The 17,888-nt window shown below is 59.0% G+C and carries 17 protein-coding genes and 2 pseudogenes; 2 read left to right on the top strand and 17 right to left on the bottom strand.

Features of this window, described 5'->3' with window-relative positions; genetic code table 11:
* From AB5Y85_RS05105 to fliE, 17 genes and pseudogenes are all read right to left on the bottom strand, one after another.
* Nucleotides 1-379 (bottom strand): annotated as a pseudogene (locus tag AB5Y85_RS05105) (flagellar biosynthesis protein FlhF); the annotation flags it as partial.
* A 16-nt stretch (nucleotides 380-395) separates the two neighbouring features.
* Nucleotides 396-2,498, bottom strand: a complete 2,103-nt coding sequence (gene flhA / locus AB5Y85_RS05110; protein WP_202002075.1) for a flagellar biosynthesis protein FlhA — start codon at nucleotides 2,496-2,498, stop codon at nucleotides 396-398.
* Between the two features lie 107 nt (nucleotides 2,499-2,605).
* The gene (gene flhB / locus AB5Y85_RS05115) at nucleotides 2,606-3,736 is read right to left on the bottom strand and encodes a flagellar biosynthesis protein FlhB (protein WP_257687270.1); all 1,131 of its coding nucleotides are present in this window, start codon (nucleotides 3,734-3,736) and stop codon (nucleotides 2,606-2,608) included.
* Nucleotides 3,729-4,526: a flagellar biosynthetic protein FliR gene (gene fliR / locus AB5Y85_RS05120; RefSeq protein ID WP_005353677.1), complete on the bottom strand. Its 798-nt coding sequence runs from the start codon at nucleotides 4,524-4,526 to the stop codon at nucleotides 3,729-3,731. The genes flhB and fliR overlap by 8 nt, the downstream gene beginning before the upstream one ends.
* Nucleotides 4,523-4,792, bottom strand: coding sequence for a flagellar biosynthesis protein FliQ (fliQ, locus tag AB5Y85_RS05125; protein WP_101529885.1), 270 nt, complete (start codon nucleotides 4,790-4,792; stop codon nucleotides 4,523-4,525). Before fliQ ends, fliR begins: the two co-directional genes overlap by 4 nt.
* 25 nt (nucleotides 4,793-4,817) lie before the next feature.
* Nucleotides 4,818-5,591 (bottom strand): flagellar type III secretion system pore protein FliP, encoded by a 774-nt coding sequence (fliP, locus tag AB5Y85_RS05130; RefSeq protein WP_101529884.1) that lies wholly within the window; start codon nucleotides 5,589-5,591, stop codon nucleotides 4,818-4,820.
* A complete protein-coding gene (fliO, locus tag AB5Y85_RS05135; protein ID WP_064340919.1) occupies nucleotides 5,578-5,958 on the bottom strand; it encodes a flagellar biosynthetic protein FliO in 381 nt (126 codons plus the stop codon). Before fliO ends, fliP begins: the two co-directional genes overlap by 14 nt.
* A complete protein-coding gene (fliN, locus tag AB5Y85_RS05140) occupies nucleotides 5,955-6,347 on the bottom strand; it encodes a flagellar motor switch protein FliN (RefSeq protein ID WP_005298791.1) in 393 nt (130 codons plus the stop codon). Before fliN ends, fliO begins: the two co-directional genes overlap by 4 nt.
* A 49-nt stretch (nucleotides 6,348-6,396) precedes the next feature.
* Nucleotides 6,397-7,467 carry a flagellar motor switch protein FliM gene (fliM, locus tag AB5Y85_RS05145; RefSeq protein ID WP_005334736.1) on the bottom strand — a complete coding sequence of 357 codons (1,071 nt, stop codon included), beginning with the start codon at nucleotides 7,465-7,467 and terminating at the stop codon, nucleotides 6,397-6,399.
* Nucleotides 7,468-7,474: 7 nt separating this feature from the next.
* A complete protein-coding gene (gene fliL, locus AB5Y85_RS05150) occupies nucleotides 7,475-7,990 on the bottom strand; it encodes a flagellar basal body-associated protein FliL (protein ID WP_042054463.1) in 516 nt (171 codons plus the stop codon).
* Between the two features lie 57 nt (nucleotides 7,991-8,047).
* Entirely contained in the window at nucleotides 8,048-10,003 is a 1,956-nt protein-coding gene (locus tag AB5Y85_RS05155) for a flagellar hook-length control protein FliK (RefSeq protein ID WP_257687269.1), read from the bottom strand.
* Between the two features lie 67 nt (nucleotides 10,004-10,070).
* Complete coding sequence (gene fliJ / locus AB5Y85_RS05160) at nucleotides 10,071-10,511, bottom strand: flagellar export protein FliJ (protein WP_005334746.1); 441 nt, start codon at nucleotides 10,509-10,511, stop codon at nucleotides 10,071-10,073.
* Between the two features lie 27 nt (nucleotides 10,512-10,538).
* Nucleotides 10,539-11,870 (bottom strand): flagellar protein export ATPase FliI, encoded by a 1,332-nt coding sequence (gene fliI, locus AB5Y85_RS05165; RefSeq protein ID WP_005334747.1) that lies wholly within the window; start codon nucleotides 11,868-11,870, stop codon nucleotides 10,539-10,541.
* 52 nt (nucleotides 11,871-11,922) lie between these two features.
* Nucleotides 11,923-12,747 (bottom strand): flagellar assembly protein FliH, encoded by an 825-nt coding sequence (gene fliH, locus AB5Y85_RS05170; RefSeq protein ID WP_257687268.1) that lies wholly within the window; start codon nucleotides 12,745-12,747, stop codon nucleotides 11,923-11,925.
* Nucleotides 12,748-12,815: 68 nt separating this feature from the next.
* The gene (fliG, locus tag AB5Y85_RS05175) at nucleotides 12,816-13,877 is read right to left on the bottom strand and encodes a flagellar motor switch protein FliG (protein WP_005334749.1); all 1,062 of its coding nucleotides are present in this window, start codon (nucleotides 13,875-13,877) and stop codon (nucleotides 12,816-12,818) included.
* On the bottom strand, nucleotides 13,870-15,579 hold the full coding sequence (fliF, locus tag AB5Y85_RS05180; protein WP_042054467.1) for a flagellar basal-body MS-ring/collar protein FliF: 1,710 nt from the start codon (nucleotides 15,577-15,579) through the stop codon (nucleotides 13,870-13,872). The genes fliG and fliF overlap by 8 nt, the downstream gene beginning before the upstream one ends.
* Before the next feature lie 62 nt (nucleotides 15,580-15,641).
* Nucleotides 15,642-15,959: a flagellar hook-basal body complex protein FliE gene (gene fliE / locus AB5Y85_RS05185; protein ID WP_005362062.1), complete on the bottom strand. Its 318-nt coding sequence runs from the start codon at nucleotides 15,957-15,959 to the stop codon at nucleotides 15,642-15,644.
* A gap of 154 nt (nucleotides 15,960-16,113) precedes the next feature.
* On the opposite strand from fliE, the gene AB5Y85_RS05190 reads away from it, so the two are divergent.
* Nucleotides 16,114-17,025 carry a GyrI-like domain-containing protein gene (locus tag AB5Y85_RS05190; RefSeq protein WP_257687267.1) on the top strand — a complete coding sequence of 304 codons (912 nt, stop codon included), beginning with the start codon at nucleotides 16,114-16,116 and terminating at the stop codon, nucleotides 17,023-17,025.
* A 66-nt stretch (nucleotides 17,026-17,091) separates the two neighbouring features.
* Nucleotides 17,092-17,802: pseudogene (locus tag AB5Y85_RS05195) on the top strand (amidohydrolase family protein); the annotation flags it as partial.
* Between the last annotated feature and the right edge of the window lie 86 nt (nucleotides 17,803-17,888).

Here is a 17,888-nt window from a genome sequence, read left to right on the forward strand (position 1 = left end):
CTGCATTGGCAGCGGCCAGACCGGCCGATTGGGTATTGCCCATTGGCGCCCCATTGCCCGGCTTGAGCTTCTGCTGGCGCGCCAGCAAGGCGGCCAGGGTATCGGCATAATGTTCGTTCTGCTCCTTCGCCGGCGTCGGCTCGGGGCGGATCATCTGCCGTGCAGCAGACGAAATATTGACGCTCTCATCGTTCAGCTGACGGCGAACCGGCGCATCTTTGGGCCCCGGGACCTGGGATTGATAATCGACTGCGGCGACTATCTCTACCCCTCCGGTGACCTTCTTGTTGGACATGATGACGGCGTCAGGCCCGAGAGTCTCCTTGACCTCGGCCAGAGCCGTTCGCATATCCTTGGCAAAAAACCGCTTAATCTTCACCCGTCGTCTCCGCTAACTAGTTCTGCCCTACCGCACTGACGATGCGGATCTGCTTGTCGTCGGGCACTTCCTGATAAGACAGAACGCGCAATCCAGGAATGGCATTCTTGACAAATTTTGCCAGGGTATTGCGCAAGATCCCCGATGTCAGAAGCACGGCCGGTTGGCCTTCCAATTCTTGTCGTTGAGTGGCTTCCACCAGCGAACGCTGCATCCGCTCTGCCAGACCCGGTTCAATACCGGCACCATCACCACCACCTGCCTGCAGGGATTGATGCAATATACGTTCCAATTCCGGCGCCAAGGTAATCACCGGCAGCTCGGGATCGGGGCCTGCAATCTCCTGCACAATCAGGCGACGCAGGGCAATCCGGCAAGCGGCCGTGAGCACTTCCGGATCCGGACTGCGCGGCGCGTATTCAACCAGGGTCTGCAGGATAGTGCGCATATCGCGGATTGGCACGCCTTCATTGAGCAAATTCTGCAATACCTTCACAAGGTTACCCATGCTGATCACTTCCGGCACCAGCCCTTCGACCAGCTTGCTCTGATGTTTGCCAATCATGTCGAGCAGTTGTTGTACCTCGTCATGCCCCAGCAGCAGAGCCGCATGGTTGGTCAGGATCTGGCTCAGATGGGTAGCCACCACGGTCGCGGTATCCACCACCGTATACCCCAGCGTCTGTGCCTGAGAGACCATCTCCTTGGCAACCCAGACCGCTTCCAGTCCGAAGGCGGGATCCCGGGTCGCTATCCCCTGGATCTGGCCGAACACCTGCCCCGGATTGATGGCCATCTCCTTATCATGGTAGACATTGGCCTCGCCGGTACTGACCCCCATCAAGGTGATGCGGTATTGGTTTGGCGCCAGATCCAGGTTGTCGCGAATGTGGACGGCCGGGACCAGAAAGCCCAGCTCCTGCGAGAGTTTCTTGCGCACCCCTTTGATCCGGTTGAGCAGTTCGCCACCCTGATTGCGATCCACCAGCGGGATCAGCTGATAACCCACTTCCAGCCCGATGATGTCCACCGGCATCACATCGTCCCAGCTCAGCTCTTTCTGCTCATGGGGTTGTTCGGCAGTGGCAGGCAGCAGCTCGCCCTTGGCCGCTTTGGCGGCCGCCAGTTTCTCGCGGCGCAGCAACCACCAGGCTCCAGCGGCCGAGAGAGCCCCCAGACTCAGGAAGGCGAAATGCGGCATCCCCGGCACCAGTCCCATCATCAGCAGAATCCCGGCAGAGATGATCAGCGCCTTGGGATTGTCAAACAGCTGGCCCAGTACTGCGGTACCCATGTCCTGATCGGTATTCTGACGGGTCACTATGATAGCGGCAGCGATGGAGAGCAGCAGGGAGGGGATCTGCGCCACCAGACCGTCACCGATGGCCAGCAGGGTATAGATCTCGGCAGATTCGCTGAAGGTCAGCTGGTGCTGCATCATCCCGATGATGAAGCCGCCGATGATGTTGATAAAGAGGATCATGATGCCCGCAATGGCATCCCCTTTGACAAACTTGGAGGCACCATCCATGGAGCCGTAGAAGTCAGCTTCCTGGGTTACATCCTGACGACGCTTCTTCGCCTCTTCCTGATTGATGAGACCGGCGTTCAAATCGGCATCGATGGCCATCTGTTTGCCCGGCATCGCATCAAGGGTAAAACGGGCACTCACTTCCGCGATCCGCCCGGCACCCTTGGTGATCACCACAAAGTTGATGATCATCAGGATGGTGAAAACGATGATGCCGACCGCATAGTTGCCGCCTATCACCACGTTACCGAACGCCTCGATCACATGGCCGGCCGCCGCACTGCCATTATGACCTTCCAGCAACACTACCCGGGTCGAGGCAACGTTCAACGCCAACCGCAGCAAGGTAGCGAGCAACAGTACGGTCGGGAAGGCAGCGAATTCGAGGGGGCGGCGGGTATAGACGGATACCAGCAGCACCACGATGGAGAGGGCAATGTTGAAGGAGAAGAGCACGTCCAGCATCAACGGCGGGATGGGCAGCACCACCATGCCAAGCGCAGCCAATACCAGCAGAGGGGTGCCAAGGCCTTTGCCCAATACTCCCCGGTACTCTTTGAACTGGCCCAATACTGCCTTGAATTCCATCGCGCTTCTCAATTTCAACCTGCTGGTGCCAGATTAAAGCAAACATCAAGCCAACAATACAACACATTGAAATGCAATGGATTTATTTTGACTACGTCAGAACTTTGTCATTTTCGATATTCGGTCGGAATGGGCAGATCTTTAGCCAGTGGCTGGGGACGGCGCCCCTGACCACGGCGGAATTTCTTGAGCTGGAAGACATAGGCGAGCACCTGGGCAACCGCCGCAAACAGCCCTTCCGGGATCTCGTGGCCCAGCTCGGTTGAGTGGTAAATAGCCCGGGTCAAAGCTGGTGACGGCATGATGGGGATCTCGTACTCTCTGGCGATCTCCCTGATCTTCATTGCAATTTCATCTGTGCCCTTGGCCACAACCTTGGGCGCGGCACCGGGTTTGCCCGCATCATACTTGAGCGCTACCGAGTAGTGGGTCGGGTTGGTGATCACCACATCGGCCTTGGGCACATCCCCCATCATCCGGCGCATCGCCATCTGCATCTGCAACTGGCGGATCTTGCCTTTTACCTCGGGCTTGCCTTCGCTATCCCTGAACTCATCCTTGACCTCCTGCTTGGTCATCTTGAGCTGACGCATGTGGTTCCACTGCTGGAACGGCACGTCGATGGCCACGATGGGAAGCAGGGCGCAGCAGAGGATAATCAACATCCAGAGAAACAGCTCCAGCGCATCGATAATGCCGCCGGGAAATCCCTCCATGGAGAGGTTGAGCAGGTGATTGAACTGGCTGGATAACATCCACCAGGCAAACAGGGTGATGAACACCACCTTGGCGATGGATTTGACCAGCTCAATCAGCGACTGCACCCCGAACATTCGCTTGATGCCGCTGAGCGGACTCAGCTTGCTCATCTTGGGCATCATGGCTTCGGTGGAGAAGTTCATCCCCCCCATCAGGGTGTTGCCGATAAAAGCGGCAATCGCCACCAGTGCAAACAAGAGTCCCAGCGGAAGAACCAGTTCCCCCAGCAGCGCCGGCACCATGGCGATCATGGCATTGGGATCGAAAGCCTGCTCCCGATCCAGAGTAAAGCCCATGGTGACAACCTTGATCATGGCAGTCGCCAGCGAGCCCTTGAGCATCAGCAGGCCAAAAACCGCCGAGAGCAAAACGCTGGCGGTCCCCAGCTCTTTTGAACGTGCAATCTGCCCTTTTTCACGGGCCTGTTGCAGTCGTTTGCCCGTGGGTTGTTCGGTACGTTCCTGGTCGGTATCAGCCATGAGCGCCCCCGAAACACTGGGTGTTGATCAACTCGCAGCTGACCTCCTGCACCCGCTCCCACATGATGTCGAAGTGACCGAGGAACCCGCCGATAGTGAGCCAGAGGATGAGCAGACCCGACATCATGCTGACCGCAAAACCGATACTGAAAATGTTGAGTTGCGGCGCCGCCCGGGTCATGACACCAAAGGCGAAGTTGATTAAGAGCAAGGCGACGATGGCTGAGAGCGACATCACCAAAGCAGCCTGATACATCACACCCAGAAACGCACTCAGGGTTTTCATGGATGAAACCGAGAGGCCGTGCTCGGAGACAGGCAGTGTCTCGAAACTAAGAATGACCAGCCGCAGCATCACCAGATGACCATCCAGCGCCAGAAACACCAGGGTCGCCAGCATCAGATAAAACTGCCCCACCACGGGGGCCGACTGGCCATTCATCGGGTCCACCAGGGTGGCAAAACCCAGACTGGTCTGCATGGCGATGACCTGACCGGCCATCACGAAGCTCTCCATCAGAAACTGGGTCATCAGACCAAGGGCAATACCGATCAGCAATTGCTGGCCCAATACCAGAAAGCTGCCGGCAGAGAAGAGTTCAATGGGGGGCATTTTCGGGAGCAGCGGGGCAATCAGAAAGGTGATGGCCAAAGCCAGCCCCATCCGTACCCGCGCAGGAGCGAGGCGGCTGCCGAACACCGCCATCACCATCAGCAGACTGCTCACCCGCGCCAGCGGCCAGAGGATGGAAGACAACCACTCCATGATCAGAGCGGTTGTGTAGGTCATCCCACCACCTCGGGGATTTGATTGACCATCAGTGTGAAGAAGTCCATCAGACTCTGCATTCCCCAGTGAGCACCAATTCCCAGGGCCAGCAGGGTCACGATAAGACGAGGCAGAAAGCTCAGGGTCTGTTCGTTGATGGAGGTGGCCGCCTGAAAAATGGCTACCACCAGTCCGATAGCGAGGCTGGGCAGGATCACGGCGCACACCATGATGGTCACCAGCCAGAGCGCCTCACGAAAGACGTCGACAAAGGTTTCAGGACTCATGTTCGGGCTCCTTGCGCTCGACCGGCTAACCGGCACCCAGTCCGAAACTGTTGGCCAGCGACCCCAGAATGAGGTTCCAGCCATCCACCATCACAAACAGCATCAGCTTGAAAGGCAGCGAGACAATCATCGGCGAGAGCATCATCATCCCCATCGCCATCAGAATACTGGCGACCACCAGATCGATGACCAGAAATGGCAAGAACAGCATAAAACCAATCTGGAAGGCGGTTTTCAGCTCGCTGGTGACAAACGCCGGGATCAGCACCCGTAGCGGCACATCGGCCGGTTTCTCCACCTGCACGTTGGCGATCTCCATAAAGGTGTTGAGATCCTTGATCCGGGTCTGGGCCAGCATGAACTGGTGGATGGGCAACTCGGCCCGCTCCAGCGCCTCTTTTGCCTGAATGGTTTCGGCCAGATAGGGCTGCAGCGCCTCATCATTGATGCGATCCAGCACCGGCGACATGATGAAAAACGACATGAACAGGGCAATGCCGATCAACACCTGGTTGGAAGGACTCTGTTGCAGACCTATCGCCTGGCGCAAGATACCCAGCACCACTATGATGCGGGTAAACGAGGTCATCATGATCACCATGGCCGGCAAGAAGGAGAGCGCGGTCATCAGCGCCAGCACTTGCAGGGTCAGGCTGTACTCCTGAGAGCCATCCCCCATGGTCTTGACGGTCACCGCCGACATGGCGTCTTGTGCCAGCACAGGCCAGGAGCAAAACAGTGGTATCAGCAGGCTGACCAGCAGCCCCGTATTCAGCCATAAGCCGTTAGCTTTTTTCATGCTTGCCCATCAATTTGCCAAGCTGCTGGGAAAACGCCTGCGGCTGGTTTTCATCCAGCGGCTCCTCCAGCCGGTAGAGAAAGTTGACCTGCTGCGGTGTTACGCCGACCAGCAGTTGCTGTTCGCCCACCTTGACCACCAGCAGCTTCTCTTTGTAACCCACCGGCAACGAGGCGATGACCCGCATCTGGCCGCCCCCCATGGCGGTTGCCAGCTTGCTCTTCTTGAGCAGAAAGCCCAGCACCAGAATGAGACCAATCACCATCAGACTGGAGAGCAACCAGGAGCTCAGACTAGGCACGTTGGCAGATGCCGCTGTCTCGGCAAAGGCCGGAACAGGCATCAATAACAACAGGAGGCGCATCATTTAAGCTTCTTGATCCGTTCAATCTGGCTGATGACGTCGGTCAGGCGGATACCGAACTTGTCGTTCACCACCACCACCTCGCCGTGAGCGATCAGGGTACCGTTGACCAATACATCCAGCGGCTCGCCTGCAACACGATCCAGCTCCACCACCGAGCCCTGGTTCAGCTGCAACAGGTTGCGGATGCTGATCTGGCTGCGGCCCACCTCCATGGCGATAGTGACCGGAATATCGAGAATGGTGTCGAGCTTGCGACGCTCCTCGGCACTGATAGGGGCATCATCTTTCAACTCTTCCAGCGGGGCTGGCTTGGCTTCCGCCGTCACCTGCTCCTCCAGAGCCGCAGCCCAGGCATCAGCCATCAGATCCTCTTCCTCAGTTCCGCTCATCTTGTTTCCTTATGCTACTTCGTGACCGTTTACCGTAATAAACCGTCAATTATCGCTGTTGATCTTCGATACTGCGCTCGAGCTCTTCCAGCTCGGCCTCGCCATCAATTCGTACCCCGCCCCGGGTCACCAGATGCATCTCCGTCTTGACCCCTTCCGGACGTTTGAGCTTGTCGGTGATCTTGAGCGCCACATTATCCTTGGTGCGGCCCATCTTGGCGTGGAAAGTGGGCAAGTCCTCGACAAAAACCAGCAGATTTTCCGGCATATCGACCGGAATGATATCGCCAGGTCGCAGCTCCATCAGTTCACGCAGGGTGAGTTCGGTCTCCAGCAGCTTGGCCCGCAGCTCCACCTTGACGTCCATGATCTCGTCACGCAGCGCCTTGCTCCAACGTACGTCGGTATCCCCCTTGTCACTCTGCACACCGGCATCCAGCAGCTCGCGGATCGGTTCCAGCATGGAATAAGGCATCGCCACGTGGAAGTCGCCGCCGCCACCATCGAGCTCGATGTGGAACGAGCTGACCACGATCACCTCGGTCGGGCTGACGATGTTGGCCATTGCCGGGTTCACTTCGGAGTCGAGATACTCGAACCCCACATCCATCACCGGCGCCCAGGCATCCTTGTAATCCTCAAACACCAGTTTGAGCAGCATCTGGATAATGCGCCGTTCAGTCGGCGTGAACTCGCGCCCTTCAATCTTGGCGTGATAACGGCCATCGCCACCGAAGAAGTTCTCCACCAGAATGAAGACCAGTCGAGCCTCCATGGTGATGAGCGCCGTCCCCTTGAGCGGGCGGAAGCGCACCATGTTGAGACTGGTCGGCACAAACAGGGTATGAACATACTCGCCAAACTTGAGCATCTGCACGCCGTTGATCGAGACCTCGGCGGTACGACGCATCATGTTGAACAGGCTGATCCGCATATGGCGGGCGAAACGTTCATTCACCAGCTCCAGCGTCGGCATGCGACCACGGACGATGCGGTCTTGGGAGGAGAAGTCAAACTGGGCTACGCCGGGGTCTCCAGCGCCGCCTATCTCTTCCTCTTCGACATCATCGACACCGTGCAAGAGGGCATCAATTTCGTCCTGACTTAACAGATCGCTCACGCTTCACCTACTGCATTACAAAGCCGGTAAACAGCACTTGTTCGATAACGGGGGAAGAGACCAGGTCCTTGAGCACCCGACGGCACTCTTCCAGTGAATCCTTGCGCAGCTTCTCCTTGCCTTCGAAGGTCATCAGCTGTTCGGCACTGGCTGCACTGAATACCCGCAACAAGGTGCCTTCAATCAGGGGGATATTCTGTTTGGCCAGCGTCTCGTCGGCGGTACCGCGCACCATCAGCTGGATCTTGATCTGCACCAGTCGGTCTCGCTGGGCACCTGCGACGTTGAAGACAAAGGGGCGCGGCATACCGACATAGAGGGAAGGTTTAGGCGCTTCCTCCTTGGGTGCAGCCTCGGCACCTTCCGCCGCTTCAGCGGGAGGTTTATCGGAGCCGGAGAGCATCAGGAAGGCGCCAACACCACCACCGCCCAGCAAAATAACCGCCAGGGCAATGATAATGATCAGCTTCTTTTTCTTGCCCGCAGCCGGGTCTTTTAGCGTCAACTCGTTATCGTCAGCCATCCCTTGTCCACCCTAGTCTCAAACTTGTTCGATATCATAAACTTACTCGGGATTGCATCAAGCATAGAAATCAATTCCGGAACCGTTTGTCGATTCCACCAGCAAACTGGGGTTGGAAGTGGTGAGTTCCCCTTCAACCAGCCCGTTACCGGACCGCGGCTGACCACTACTCTGACCCTGCTGACCCTGCCCGTTAAAGGTGGGCTGGCCCTGTTGCTGCTGTTGCTGCTGTTGTTGCGACTGCTGCTGCACCTGCGTCTGACCAAGCTGGATCCCCTGCCCTGCCAGCATGTCACGCAGCCGGGGCATCGCCTGCTCCAGCATCTCGCGGGTCTGTCCATGTTGTACCACAAAATGGACGTTGGCCTGGCTGTCGGCCCCCATCTGAATCTGGATCTTCATCTTGCCAAGGCCGAGGGGGTCGAGCTGAATTTCCGCCTGTTGCAGTTTTTCGGCCAGCATCACATTGACCTTCTGGTGCAATTCGGCGGGTGCTTCCTGACTGGCCAGTTTCAAATGGGGTAAATTCTGCGGCTCACGGCGCAGCGTCGTCTCAGCGGCGGGCGCCCGGCTATCGGCTACCTGTGGCTGAGTCTGGCTGTTATGGCCATGCTGAACGGTCTGGCTCGGGCTGCTCTCACTGCTAGATGTCGTCGCAACCAGGCTCTTCTCCGCCTCACCGGCCTTCGGTTTTACCTCAAGCGAAACCGCTTTGCGTACCTCGTCGGTGCCGGTCACTTCCATCTGCTTGATGCCGGCTGAAATGGTCGACAGCGGTGCTTGCGGCCCCTGAGATTCAGCCTGTGCCAACACCTGCTGCGGCGCCACCATCACGGGGGCGGCAGCGCTATCGCTCTGAGCCTTCGCATTTGTCGTTACGCTGCTCTGGGCTGCGGCACTTTCTGCGGCACTGTGCGCCGTCGTCACGTGCGCCGAACCTTGATTGGCGGCGGTGGCTGGCTGCTGGCTTCCCTCGGCAGTACTCTTTTCTGCCCCCTTGCCAGCTGCACCACTGCCCTCAGCCGTGGCTGTAGCTGTAGCTGTAGCTGTAGCTGTAGCTGTGCCAGCCTCAGGCTGCTTGAGCCCCTCATTGAAGGTCTTGAGCGCAGCCCCCTGAGTCGCGGCTTGCGTCGCCTGCCCCTTGTTAGTCACAGCATTGCTCGCGGTGGAGTCGGATTTGCTGTCGCCAGCCTCTTTTGCAGCGAGTGACTCAGCGGATTTGGCGGTGCTTGCCGACTCATCGACCGGCAGCACCTTGGCCAGCTGGGCCATTCGCTCTGCCCCCGTGAGGGGCTTGGTCTGCTTGCCATCTGCTCCGAGGGTTTCTCCCTTGGCAGAGGCTTTCTCCCCGGACTGCCCATCAGCAGGAGTGGCGGCATCTTCACCTTCAGAGGAGAGAACGGCAGCAGAGGCATCGCCCTGCGCCACCACTCGCGCCGCTGAGGAGGATACGGTGGTTTCTGAAGTCGAATTGGCGGTCGTCGCCAGCGGCGACTGCGCCCCGGTCTGACCGGCAAGCTGTTGGGCAATCCTGGCAGCGGCAGGAGTCTGCTCGCTTTCATCAAGCGCAGTCCCCTCCAGCTCACCCTCTTGCGGCAACGGATTGCCGTCTACCGCAGTGGCGCTCTGTTGGGCCGCCACCGCCAGCTGGGGAGTCACTAGCGAGGTATCGAGCTTGAGGGAGTCTTGCAGGCGCAGCAGAAAGTCGGTGGCAGGGACCTCCTCCACCTTGTTGTCGGCGTCAGGATCCTGCTCCTTGCTGGTCTCCTCTTTGGGAGAGGCGCTTTCGGTCGCCAAAGATTTGGCTGATCGGACATGGTTACCGCCCTGAGTGGCCTCGGCAGCGCCCTGTTCGCTGTTCCGGGCTTTGGCAATCAAGGTGGCGAAATCACCCTTGCTGTCGCTGCCGGTTCCCCCATCGATACTTTTGCTCTCGACGGAACCGCTCAGAGGCGCTTTGTCCAACCCGTTGGCCGCAGCCGAAGGCGTTTGTGTCAACAGTGTCTGCATCATGATGGGATCCCTGAATTCTGGTGGCCCCCAAAGAGATGGCCGCCGACAATGTCCAGATCAAAGCAAGTTACAGGCCAGATTGATGAAAGCGTCGCAACATGGCGTACTCATCCAGCATCTTCTGCTCCTGACGCTGGGCTTTCTGCTGCTCGCGGCTCGCCTGCTTCTCCAGCAACAGCTCCACCGCCTTGCGCCGCTGCTGGGCCGCCAGCCACTCTTCACGGCGCTGTTCCAGCGCCTGACGCACCTGCAACACCCCTTCGTACTGCTGGGTCGCTGCCTGTTCGAGCTTGTTGATAAAGGCGTGATACTGGGTGTTTTGCTGGGGTGAAATCCCCTGCAGGCCGCGATCGGTCCACTGCTGGTGATAGATCTGGCGGTACTGGTTGAGGGCATTTTGCTGATCCATGAACAGCTTGAGATCCTGCTGCGCCTTCACCAGTGCCAGCGCACACTGCTGCTCCGCTTCCACCAGCCGATCGGCCAACAATACCAACCCTTTACTCATCGTCGACCTCTCTGTTACCGACCATCATCAGCGCATCAATGGCATCGCCACCATCTGCAAGGCTTGCAGGCCATCATCGTAGTGAATGACCTCGCGCATCCCCTGCTGCAAGAACTGATCCAGATAGGGTTTTTGAATGATGGCGCGGTCAATGCGCGGATCGGAACCCTGACTGTAGGCGCCGATGGTGATGAGATCTCGGTTCTGCTGATAGAGGGAGTAGAACTGCTTGAGGGTGCGCGCCAGATCCATATGTTCCGGCGAGGTGACCATAGGCATAACCCGGCTGATGGACTTCTCGATATCGATGGCCGGATAGTGGCCAGCATCAGCCAGCTCGCGCGACAGCACTATGTGGCCATCGAGGATCGCCCGCGCAGCATCGGCAATGGGATCTTGCAGGTCATCCCCCTCGGTCAGTACGGTGAAGAATGCCGTGATGGAGCCCTGGCCGTCACTGCCGTTGCCCGCCCGCTCCACCAGCGCCGGTAATTTGGCAAACACCGAGGGCGGATAACCCTTGGTCGCCGGCGGCTCGCCCACCGCCAGCGCGATCTCACGCTGGGCCTGAGCGTAACGGGTGAGGGAGTCCATCAAGAGCAACACGTTGAGCCCCTGATCGCGAAAATACTCGGCAATGGCCAGCGCCGTTTCACACCCCTTTAGCCGCATCAGCGGCGAGGCATCGGCGGGAGCCGCTACCACCACGGAGCGGGCACGCCCCTCCTCCCCCAGAATGTCTTCAATAAACTCTTTCACTTCCCGGCCCCGTTCACCGATGAGGCCGACCACCACCACATCCGCCACCGAGCCGCGGGTCATCATGCCAAGCAACACCGATTTACCGACACCGGAACCGGCAAACAGCCCCATCCGCTGGCCCTGCCCCACCGTCAGCACTGCGTTGATGGCGCGTACCCCCACGTCCATCGGCTGATGTATCGGGCGGCGAGAGAGCGGGTTGATGCGGTGCTGGGCAAACTGCACCGTCTGGGAGGAGAGAATGGGACCGAGACCATCCAGCGGCTGACCGATACCGTCGATCACCCGACCGAGAAGATTCATGCCGACCGGAATACCATGCTCTTCGGTGATGGGCACCACCCGGGCACCGGGAATGACCCCCTTGAGCTGCTCGCTCGGCATCAGATAGAGGCGATCGCCAGAGAAGCCGACCACTTCAGCCTCCAGCGTCCCATCAAGGGTATCGATGCGGCAGAGCGCACCGATGGCGGCGCGGCAACCGATGGCTTCGAGGGTCAGCCCCACCACCCGGGTCAATTTGCCGGCAACCGGTGGTTTGGGGGCGCTATCGCGCACCTTGTACCCTTGCAACCGGTTCAGTAGCGAGCCACTCATCTGGCCTCCTGAGAGCTAAAAAGTGCAGCCGGACAGCAACGTCCGGCATCGGTTATGGGCGTGAGTCCGGCGAAGCCGGTTTCTGCGACGCATTGTCCCGCAAGAAGTTGCGCAGCAACTGATCGATGCGCCCGGAGAGGGTCAAATCGATGCTGGAGAGCTCGGTAGCCAGTTGCAGATCGCCGGGGGAGAGGGTGGGATCGCTCTGCAATCGCCAGTGGCGCTTGGCGCACTCTTCGGCGCCAAATGCCTGCTCGATTCGCGCGATATCGTCGGGATGCAACATCAGAGTCACCCCCTGTTCGGCGGCGGGCAGCAAGGCCAGCCCCTCTTTAAGCGCTTCCAGCAGAATGCGGGGGGAGGTCTCCGCTTCGTGACGAATGAGCGCGCGGGCCAGTTGCATCACCAGCGAGACCAACTGCTGCTCCACCGCCTGATCCAGCTCGTTAAGCGGATTGGCAAGGCGGGCGGCGAGCCCCTGCCAGTGGGCAATCTCCTGCTCCACCAGCTCGCGGCCCATGGCCAGCCCCTCCTCGCGCCCCTGTTCGAGACCAGCGGAATGACCCTGTTGCAATCCTTCCAGCTTGCCCTCTTCCATCCCCTTGGCATAACCGGACTCGCGCCCCTCGGCCATCCCCTCTTCCCAAGCGGCCTGACGGATCGCTTCAAGCTCTTCGGCGGTGATGCTGGGGGCCGGCTCCTGTTCGGGCTCCGGCTCCACCACCTCCTCTTCCTGCTGATACCAGTCAGGGGCCAGGCCAAGAGCATTGGTAGGCGCTCCCGCCTCTACCTCGACTTCCATCTCGGGCCAGCCCCAGGTCTCAACCCGGGCATCATCGCCCTCGGGGCGCACATACCCACGCAGTTTGTTGTTCATGCTTTGCGCGGCTCCTCACCACTGCCTGATGCGGGCTTGGCATCGCAATTCGGTTTATGGGCCATGGCTTAGAGGAACTCCTCGCCGCCACCGGCACCCAGCATGATTTCGCCGGCATCCGCCAGACGACGGGCGATGGAGAGGATCTCTTTCTGGGCCGCCTCCACTTCGGAGACCCGGATCGGCCCCATGGCCTCCAGATCGTCCGCCAGCATTTCGGCCGCACGTTTGGACATGTTCTTGAAGATCTTCTCGCGCATCTGATCGTCGGAGCCCTTGAGGGCGCGTTGCAGCAGATCCCCCGGCACTTCCCGCAGCATGGTCTGGATGCCGCGATCGTCCACATCGATGAGGTTCTCGAACACGAACATCAAATCCTGGATCTGCTGGCTCATCTCTTCGTCCGACTCGCGGATGGAGTCCATCAACTGGCCTTCGATATTGGTATCCAGATAGTTCATGATGTTGGCGGCAGCCTTCAGGCCGCCCATCTTGGCTGCCTGGGCACCGGCCGCACCGGCGAACTGTTTCTCCATGATGTCGTTCAACTCTTGCAGTGCCGCCGGTTGTACCTCTTCGAGGTTGGCGATACGCATCACCAGATCGAGGCGCACCTGCTCCGGGAACTGGCTCAGGATCTCGGCGGATTGCTCCGGCTCCAAATAGGAGAGCACGATAGTCTGAATCTGCGGGTGTTCGTTCTGGATGATGCTGGCCACCTGACGGGCATCCATCCACTTGAGCGAATCGAGGCCGCGGGCGCCGGAACCGAGAATGATCTGGTCCACCAGGTTGCTCGCCTTGTCCTCGCCAAGAGCCGCCACCAACGCCTTGCGCACGAAGTCTTCGCTGCCGATACCGATGTTGGTGTACTTCTGGATATCGTCGATGAATTGACGGTGCACCGCCGCCACCCGATCGTGACTGAAGTCGGACATGGAGGCCATCGACATACCGAGCCGCTGCACCTGCTTGGGCTCGAGATGACGGAAGATCTGGGCGGCATCCTCTTCATTGAGGCTCAGCATCAGCACCGCAGCCATCTCCATTCCCGACATCTGGTCGAGGATCTGGCGCTGACTGTCGGTGATGTCATTGCCGGTGACTTGACTCTTCTTTTCTTCAGGCATCTTTGTTCGTTACCCATTCTTTAATGACCTGAGCGGCCAGATCCGGCTCGTTCGCCACCAGCGCACGTACCGCCTTGAGCAAGTCTTCGTCACGGTGCAGATCCGGCAGTTTCAGCTGGCCATCGCGGACACCAAATACCTGATCGTTCTCGACTTGTGCTGACAGCAGACTCAACTCGTCGTCGCCACCCAGTACGGTGTGGTTGTCGAAATCCACTTCCCCTTCCGGTTTGGCATCCGGGTAGAGCAGTCGCTTGAGCATGGGGCGAACCACGGTGACGATCAAGACGATGATCACCAGTACCGAGGCGGCAATCCGCACCGCACGCCAGAACCAGGGCTGATCGTAGAGCGGCACTTCGGCCACAGTATCCAGCTCTGGGCGATTGAACGGAATCGCGACCACCTCAAGGGTATCACCCCGAGTCACATCAAAGCCAAGGCCACCGCTCAACAAACGGCGCAATGTATCGAGTTCTGCCTGGGTGCGCGCCTCACGGGTCACTGCCCCGTCGGCACCGGGTACCGCTTTGTAATCCACGGCAACCGAAACAGTCATGCGGCGAATGCCTCCCATCTGGCGACGGGTATGGCTGACGGTGGTATCCAGTTCGAAGTTGCGAGTCGCCTCTTTGCGGGAACGGCCCGAAGCAGCAGCGCTGGCACCATCACCACCGGTCGCCTCCTCGGGAATATTGGAGGCGGCAGGGGGCTGGTTGGAGAGTGCACCAGGCACACCACCGTTGCTGCCGCTGGCGCTGTTCTCTTCCATGGTCATCTCGGAGCGCACTGCAGGCAAGTCAGGGTTGTAAGTCTTGCGGGTCTGCTCCTGCTGGGAGAAGTCGAGGGAGAGATCCACTTCCGCCGTATAGTTGTCGGCCCCCAGCACCGGGATCAGGATGGCGTCAATTTTTTGTTTGTACTCCAGCTCCTGCTTCTGCTGCATGGCAAATTCTTTGCGAGTCTGGGCCGAGATCGGGTCTTGCGAGCCGGAGTTGAGCAGGCGGCCATTCTGGTCGGTGACGGTGACGCGGGTCGGCTCAAGGCCATGTACGGCGGAGGCAACCATATCGACGATGGAGTCCACCTCCCCCTGCCCCAGCGCCGCCCCTTTCAGGTTGAGCACCACGGTGGCACTGGGTTTGCGTTCGTTGCGGGCAAACACGTTGTCTTTCGGAATGGCCAGCAGCACCTGGGCCTTGGCCACATTCTGGAACTGCTCGATGGCGCTCGCCAGCTGGCGCTCGCGGCTCAGCTTCAGACGTTCGCTCTCCATTCGCTGGCTGACGCCGAAACTGGAATCTTTGAGCAGGATATCTTCACCACCGATGCTGCTATCGGTGGCATTGGCAAGACCGGCACGGGTCAGGGCCAGCTGGATAGTGGGGTAGCTTTCGGCGTTGACCAGCACGCTCTTGCCATCTACCTCGTAGGGGATCTTCTGCTGATCGAGGAAATCGAGAGTCTTCACCAGCTCCTGGGTGGTGTAGGTGCCGAGGGGACGCATGTCCGGCTCCTTGCCCCACAGCAGGATAAACACCGCAATGGCCAGACAGATGGCAAGCCCCAGGATCAGGGTGATTTGCCGCAGCACATCGGTGTTGGACAGGAAGCCCAGCGCCGAACTCTTCTGCTCATTTTCATCGAGGGCGGCGGTGCCCTCATCGTTTATCAGCAGATCGCCGTTTTGGTCAGTAGCCACGATTTATGTCCTTATTGCTGACATGTTCATGATGTTCAGTCGTCATGGTTTATTGGCGTCGCTTATACCGGCATGTTCATGATGGTCTTGTAGGCATCGACCATCTTGTTGCGCACCTGTACCGTGGCTTCAAAGGCGATGGAGGATTTTTGGCCCGCGATCATCACCTCGGCCAGATCCACCGACTTGTCGCCCATATCGAAACGGGTGCGCAGGTCATTGGCGGCCCCTTGCAGTTCGTTGACGTTGCCAAGGGCCTGTTGCAGCAGCTGACCAAAGTCGGAGGTTACCTGACGACCGGGTTGTGCCAGCGGCGTTGCGCCTGCTTCGATCTTGAGCGCCTGCATCTCTTGCATCAGGCTGCTTGCACTAATTTCCATTTTCCATCCCCAGACAAATCATTGACGCTGGCATGCAACAAGCAATTAGAGTGCCAATGCGTTAAAAACGCGATGAAGATGAGTGGCCAGACCAGGCCGGACGGGTTCGACAACGGCAGATGGCTCTGATTAAATCCGACTCTGACGCCCACTTTTGCTGGCTGGAAAGGAGTCCGCTCTGGATTATCGCAAACCCGTGTTCAAGGCGATGGACTACATCAGCCACCATCTGGATGACAATCCGGGCCTGGATGAGGTCGCAGCAGCGGCAGCCATCTCCACCTTCCACTTCCACCGTATTTTCAAGACGATGGTCGGCGAAACCATTGCTGGATTTACCCGGCGCCTGCGTATGGAACGCGCTGCTCGTCGCTTGTTAGCCTCCCCCCAGAGCGACATCACCACCCTCGCACTGGCCGCCGGGTTCTCCAGCTCCCAGAATTTAGCCAAAGCCTTTCGCCTGCACTTCGCCATGAGCCCCTCGGAATACCGCCAGCAGCAGGGGGGAAACTGGAAAAGCAAGATTGGAAACGATCCCCTTCCCTTTGACACCTATGATGGCCTGGTCATGCACCCGGTCACCGAACACCCGGGTCTGTTGCAGGGGGCTAGCGTCAGGCAGATGCCCGCCCGGCGCGTGGCGTACATGCGCCGCCTGGGCCCCTATGGCAAAGAGACCTGCGAGCAAGCTCATCGGGATTTGCTCGCGCTGTTCGCCTCAGACGAGGCGATGACACCAGCGGGTACCCTGAGTCTCTATTGGGATATCCCCGATATCACCGATGAGACCCGTTGCCGTACTGACGTCTGCATCGAGCTGGGGCCAGAGATCCCCGCTGGGCGCCAGTTAACCACCCAGACCATCGCCGCGGGCCCCTATGCGGTTTGTCTGTTTATCGCTCGCGGCGATCAACTGGTTGCCAGCTGGGAGACGGCGTTTCGCTGGATAGTGGGCCAAGGGCTGAACTGCGAAGATCGCCCGTGTTACGAGCAATACCACGCAGGCACGGACCCCGACCGGGAGCATTACGTGTTTGATATCTGTATCCCGCTGATCAACCGATAAGCCGATACCTCATTTCCATTTACCCACTTCGGTGCCTTCAGGCACCGAAGCGACGGAGTCATGCCCATGAATATCAAAACGCTGTTTCTCGCCAGCCTGCTGGTGACGCTGCCCGCTGCCGCCAATGCCCAGTCACAGAGCCAGACGCTGATCTTTGGCGGCACCATCTACAGTGGTGATCCGGCGAACCCTCACCCGGAAGCGGTCGGCATTGAAGGTAAAAAGATAGTGGCAGTCGGCAGCTATCAGGAGGTCAGTGCCCGCCTCGGCAGCCATGCCAAGCGTCTTGATCTGAAAGGAAAGTACCTGATGCCGGGGCTCATCGACAGCCATGTTCATGCGGCATTTGCCGGTTTTCAGGGGATGACGGTTAACTTTCCCGATGCCATGAGTGAGGTTGAGCAGGTGCAGCAATTTCTGACCCGCAGCAAGGATGACCCCCGCCTGACACTGGGCGATGTAGAGCTATACAGCAATGTCTCCCTCGACTACTGGCATCAGCTTCCCCTGCTCGATCAGGTGTTCAATGGCCCGCAATACCGGCAGATCCCGGTGGTGCTTGCCGGTTCGGATGCCCACACCGGTTGGGCCAATCAGGCCATGCTGCGCAAGGCTGGCATTAATGCCGACACCCTTGACGGTCGTTATGCTCCGCTGAAAGGCACTTTTGGCCTCACCCCATCCGGCAAGCTCAATGGATTTGCCTCGGAAGGCGGCTGGGATGCCATCCTCAAGGCCCTGCCCCCCGTCAGCGACGAGACGATTGCCAAGGCTATGTCCCAATTACGTGTTGCATGGGGCGCCCCAGCGCCTCATGCAAACATGTTTTGATATTTACGCCTTTTCCGTAACGCTCCAGCATC

This window comes from Aeromonas sp. R3-1, assembly GCF_040908345.1.
GTDB classification, from domain to species: Bacteria; Pseudomonadota; Gammaproteobacteria; order Enterobacterales; family Aeromonadaceae; genus Aeromonas; species Aeromonas veronii.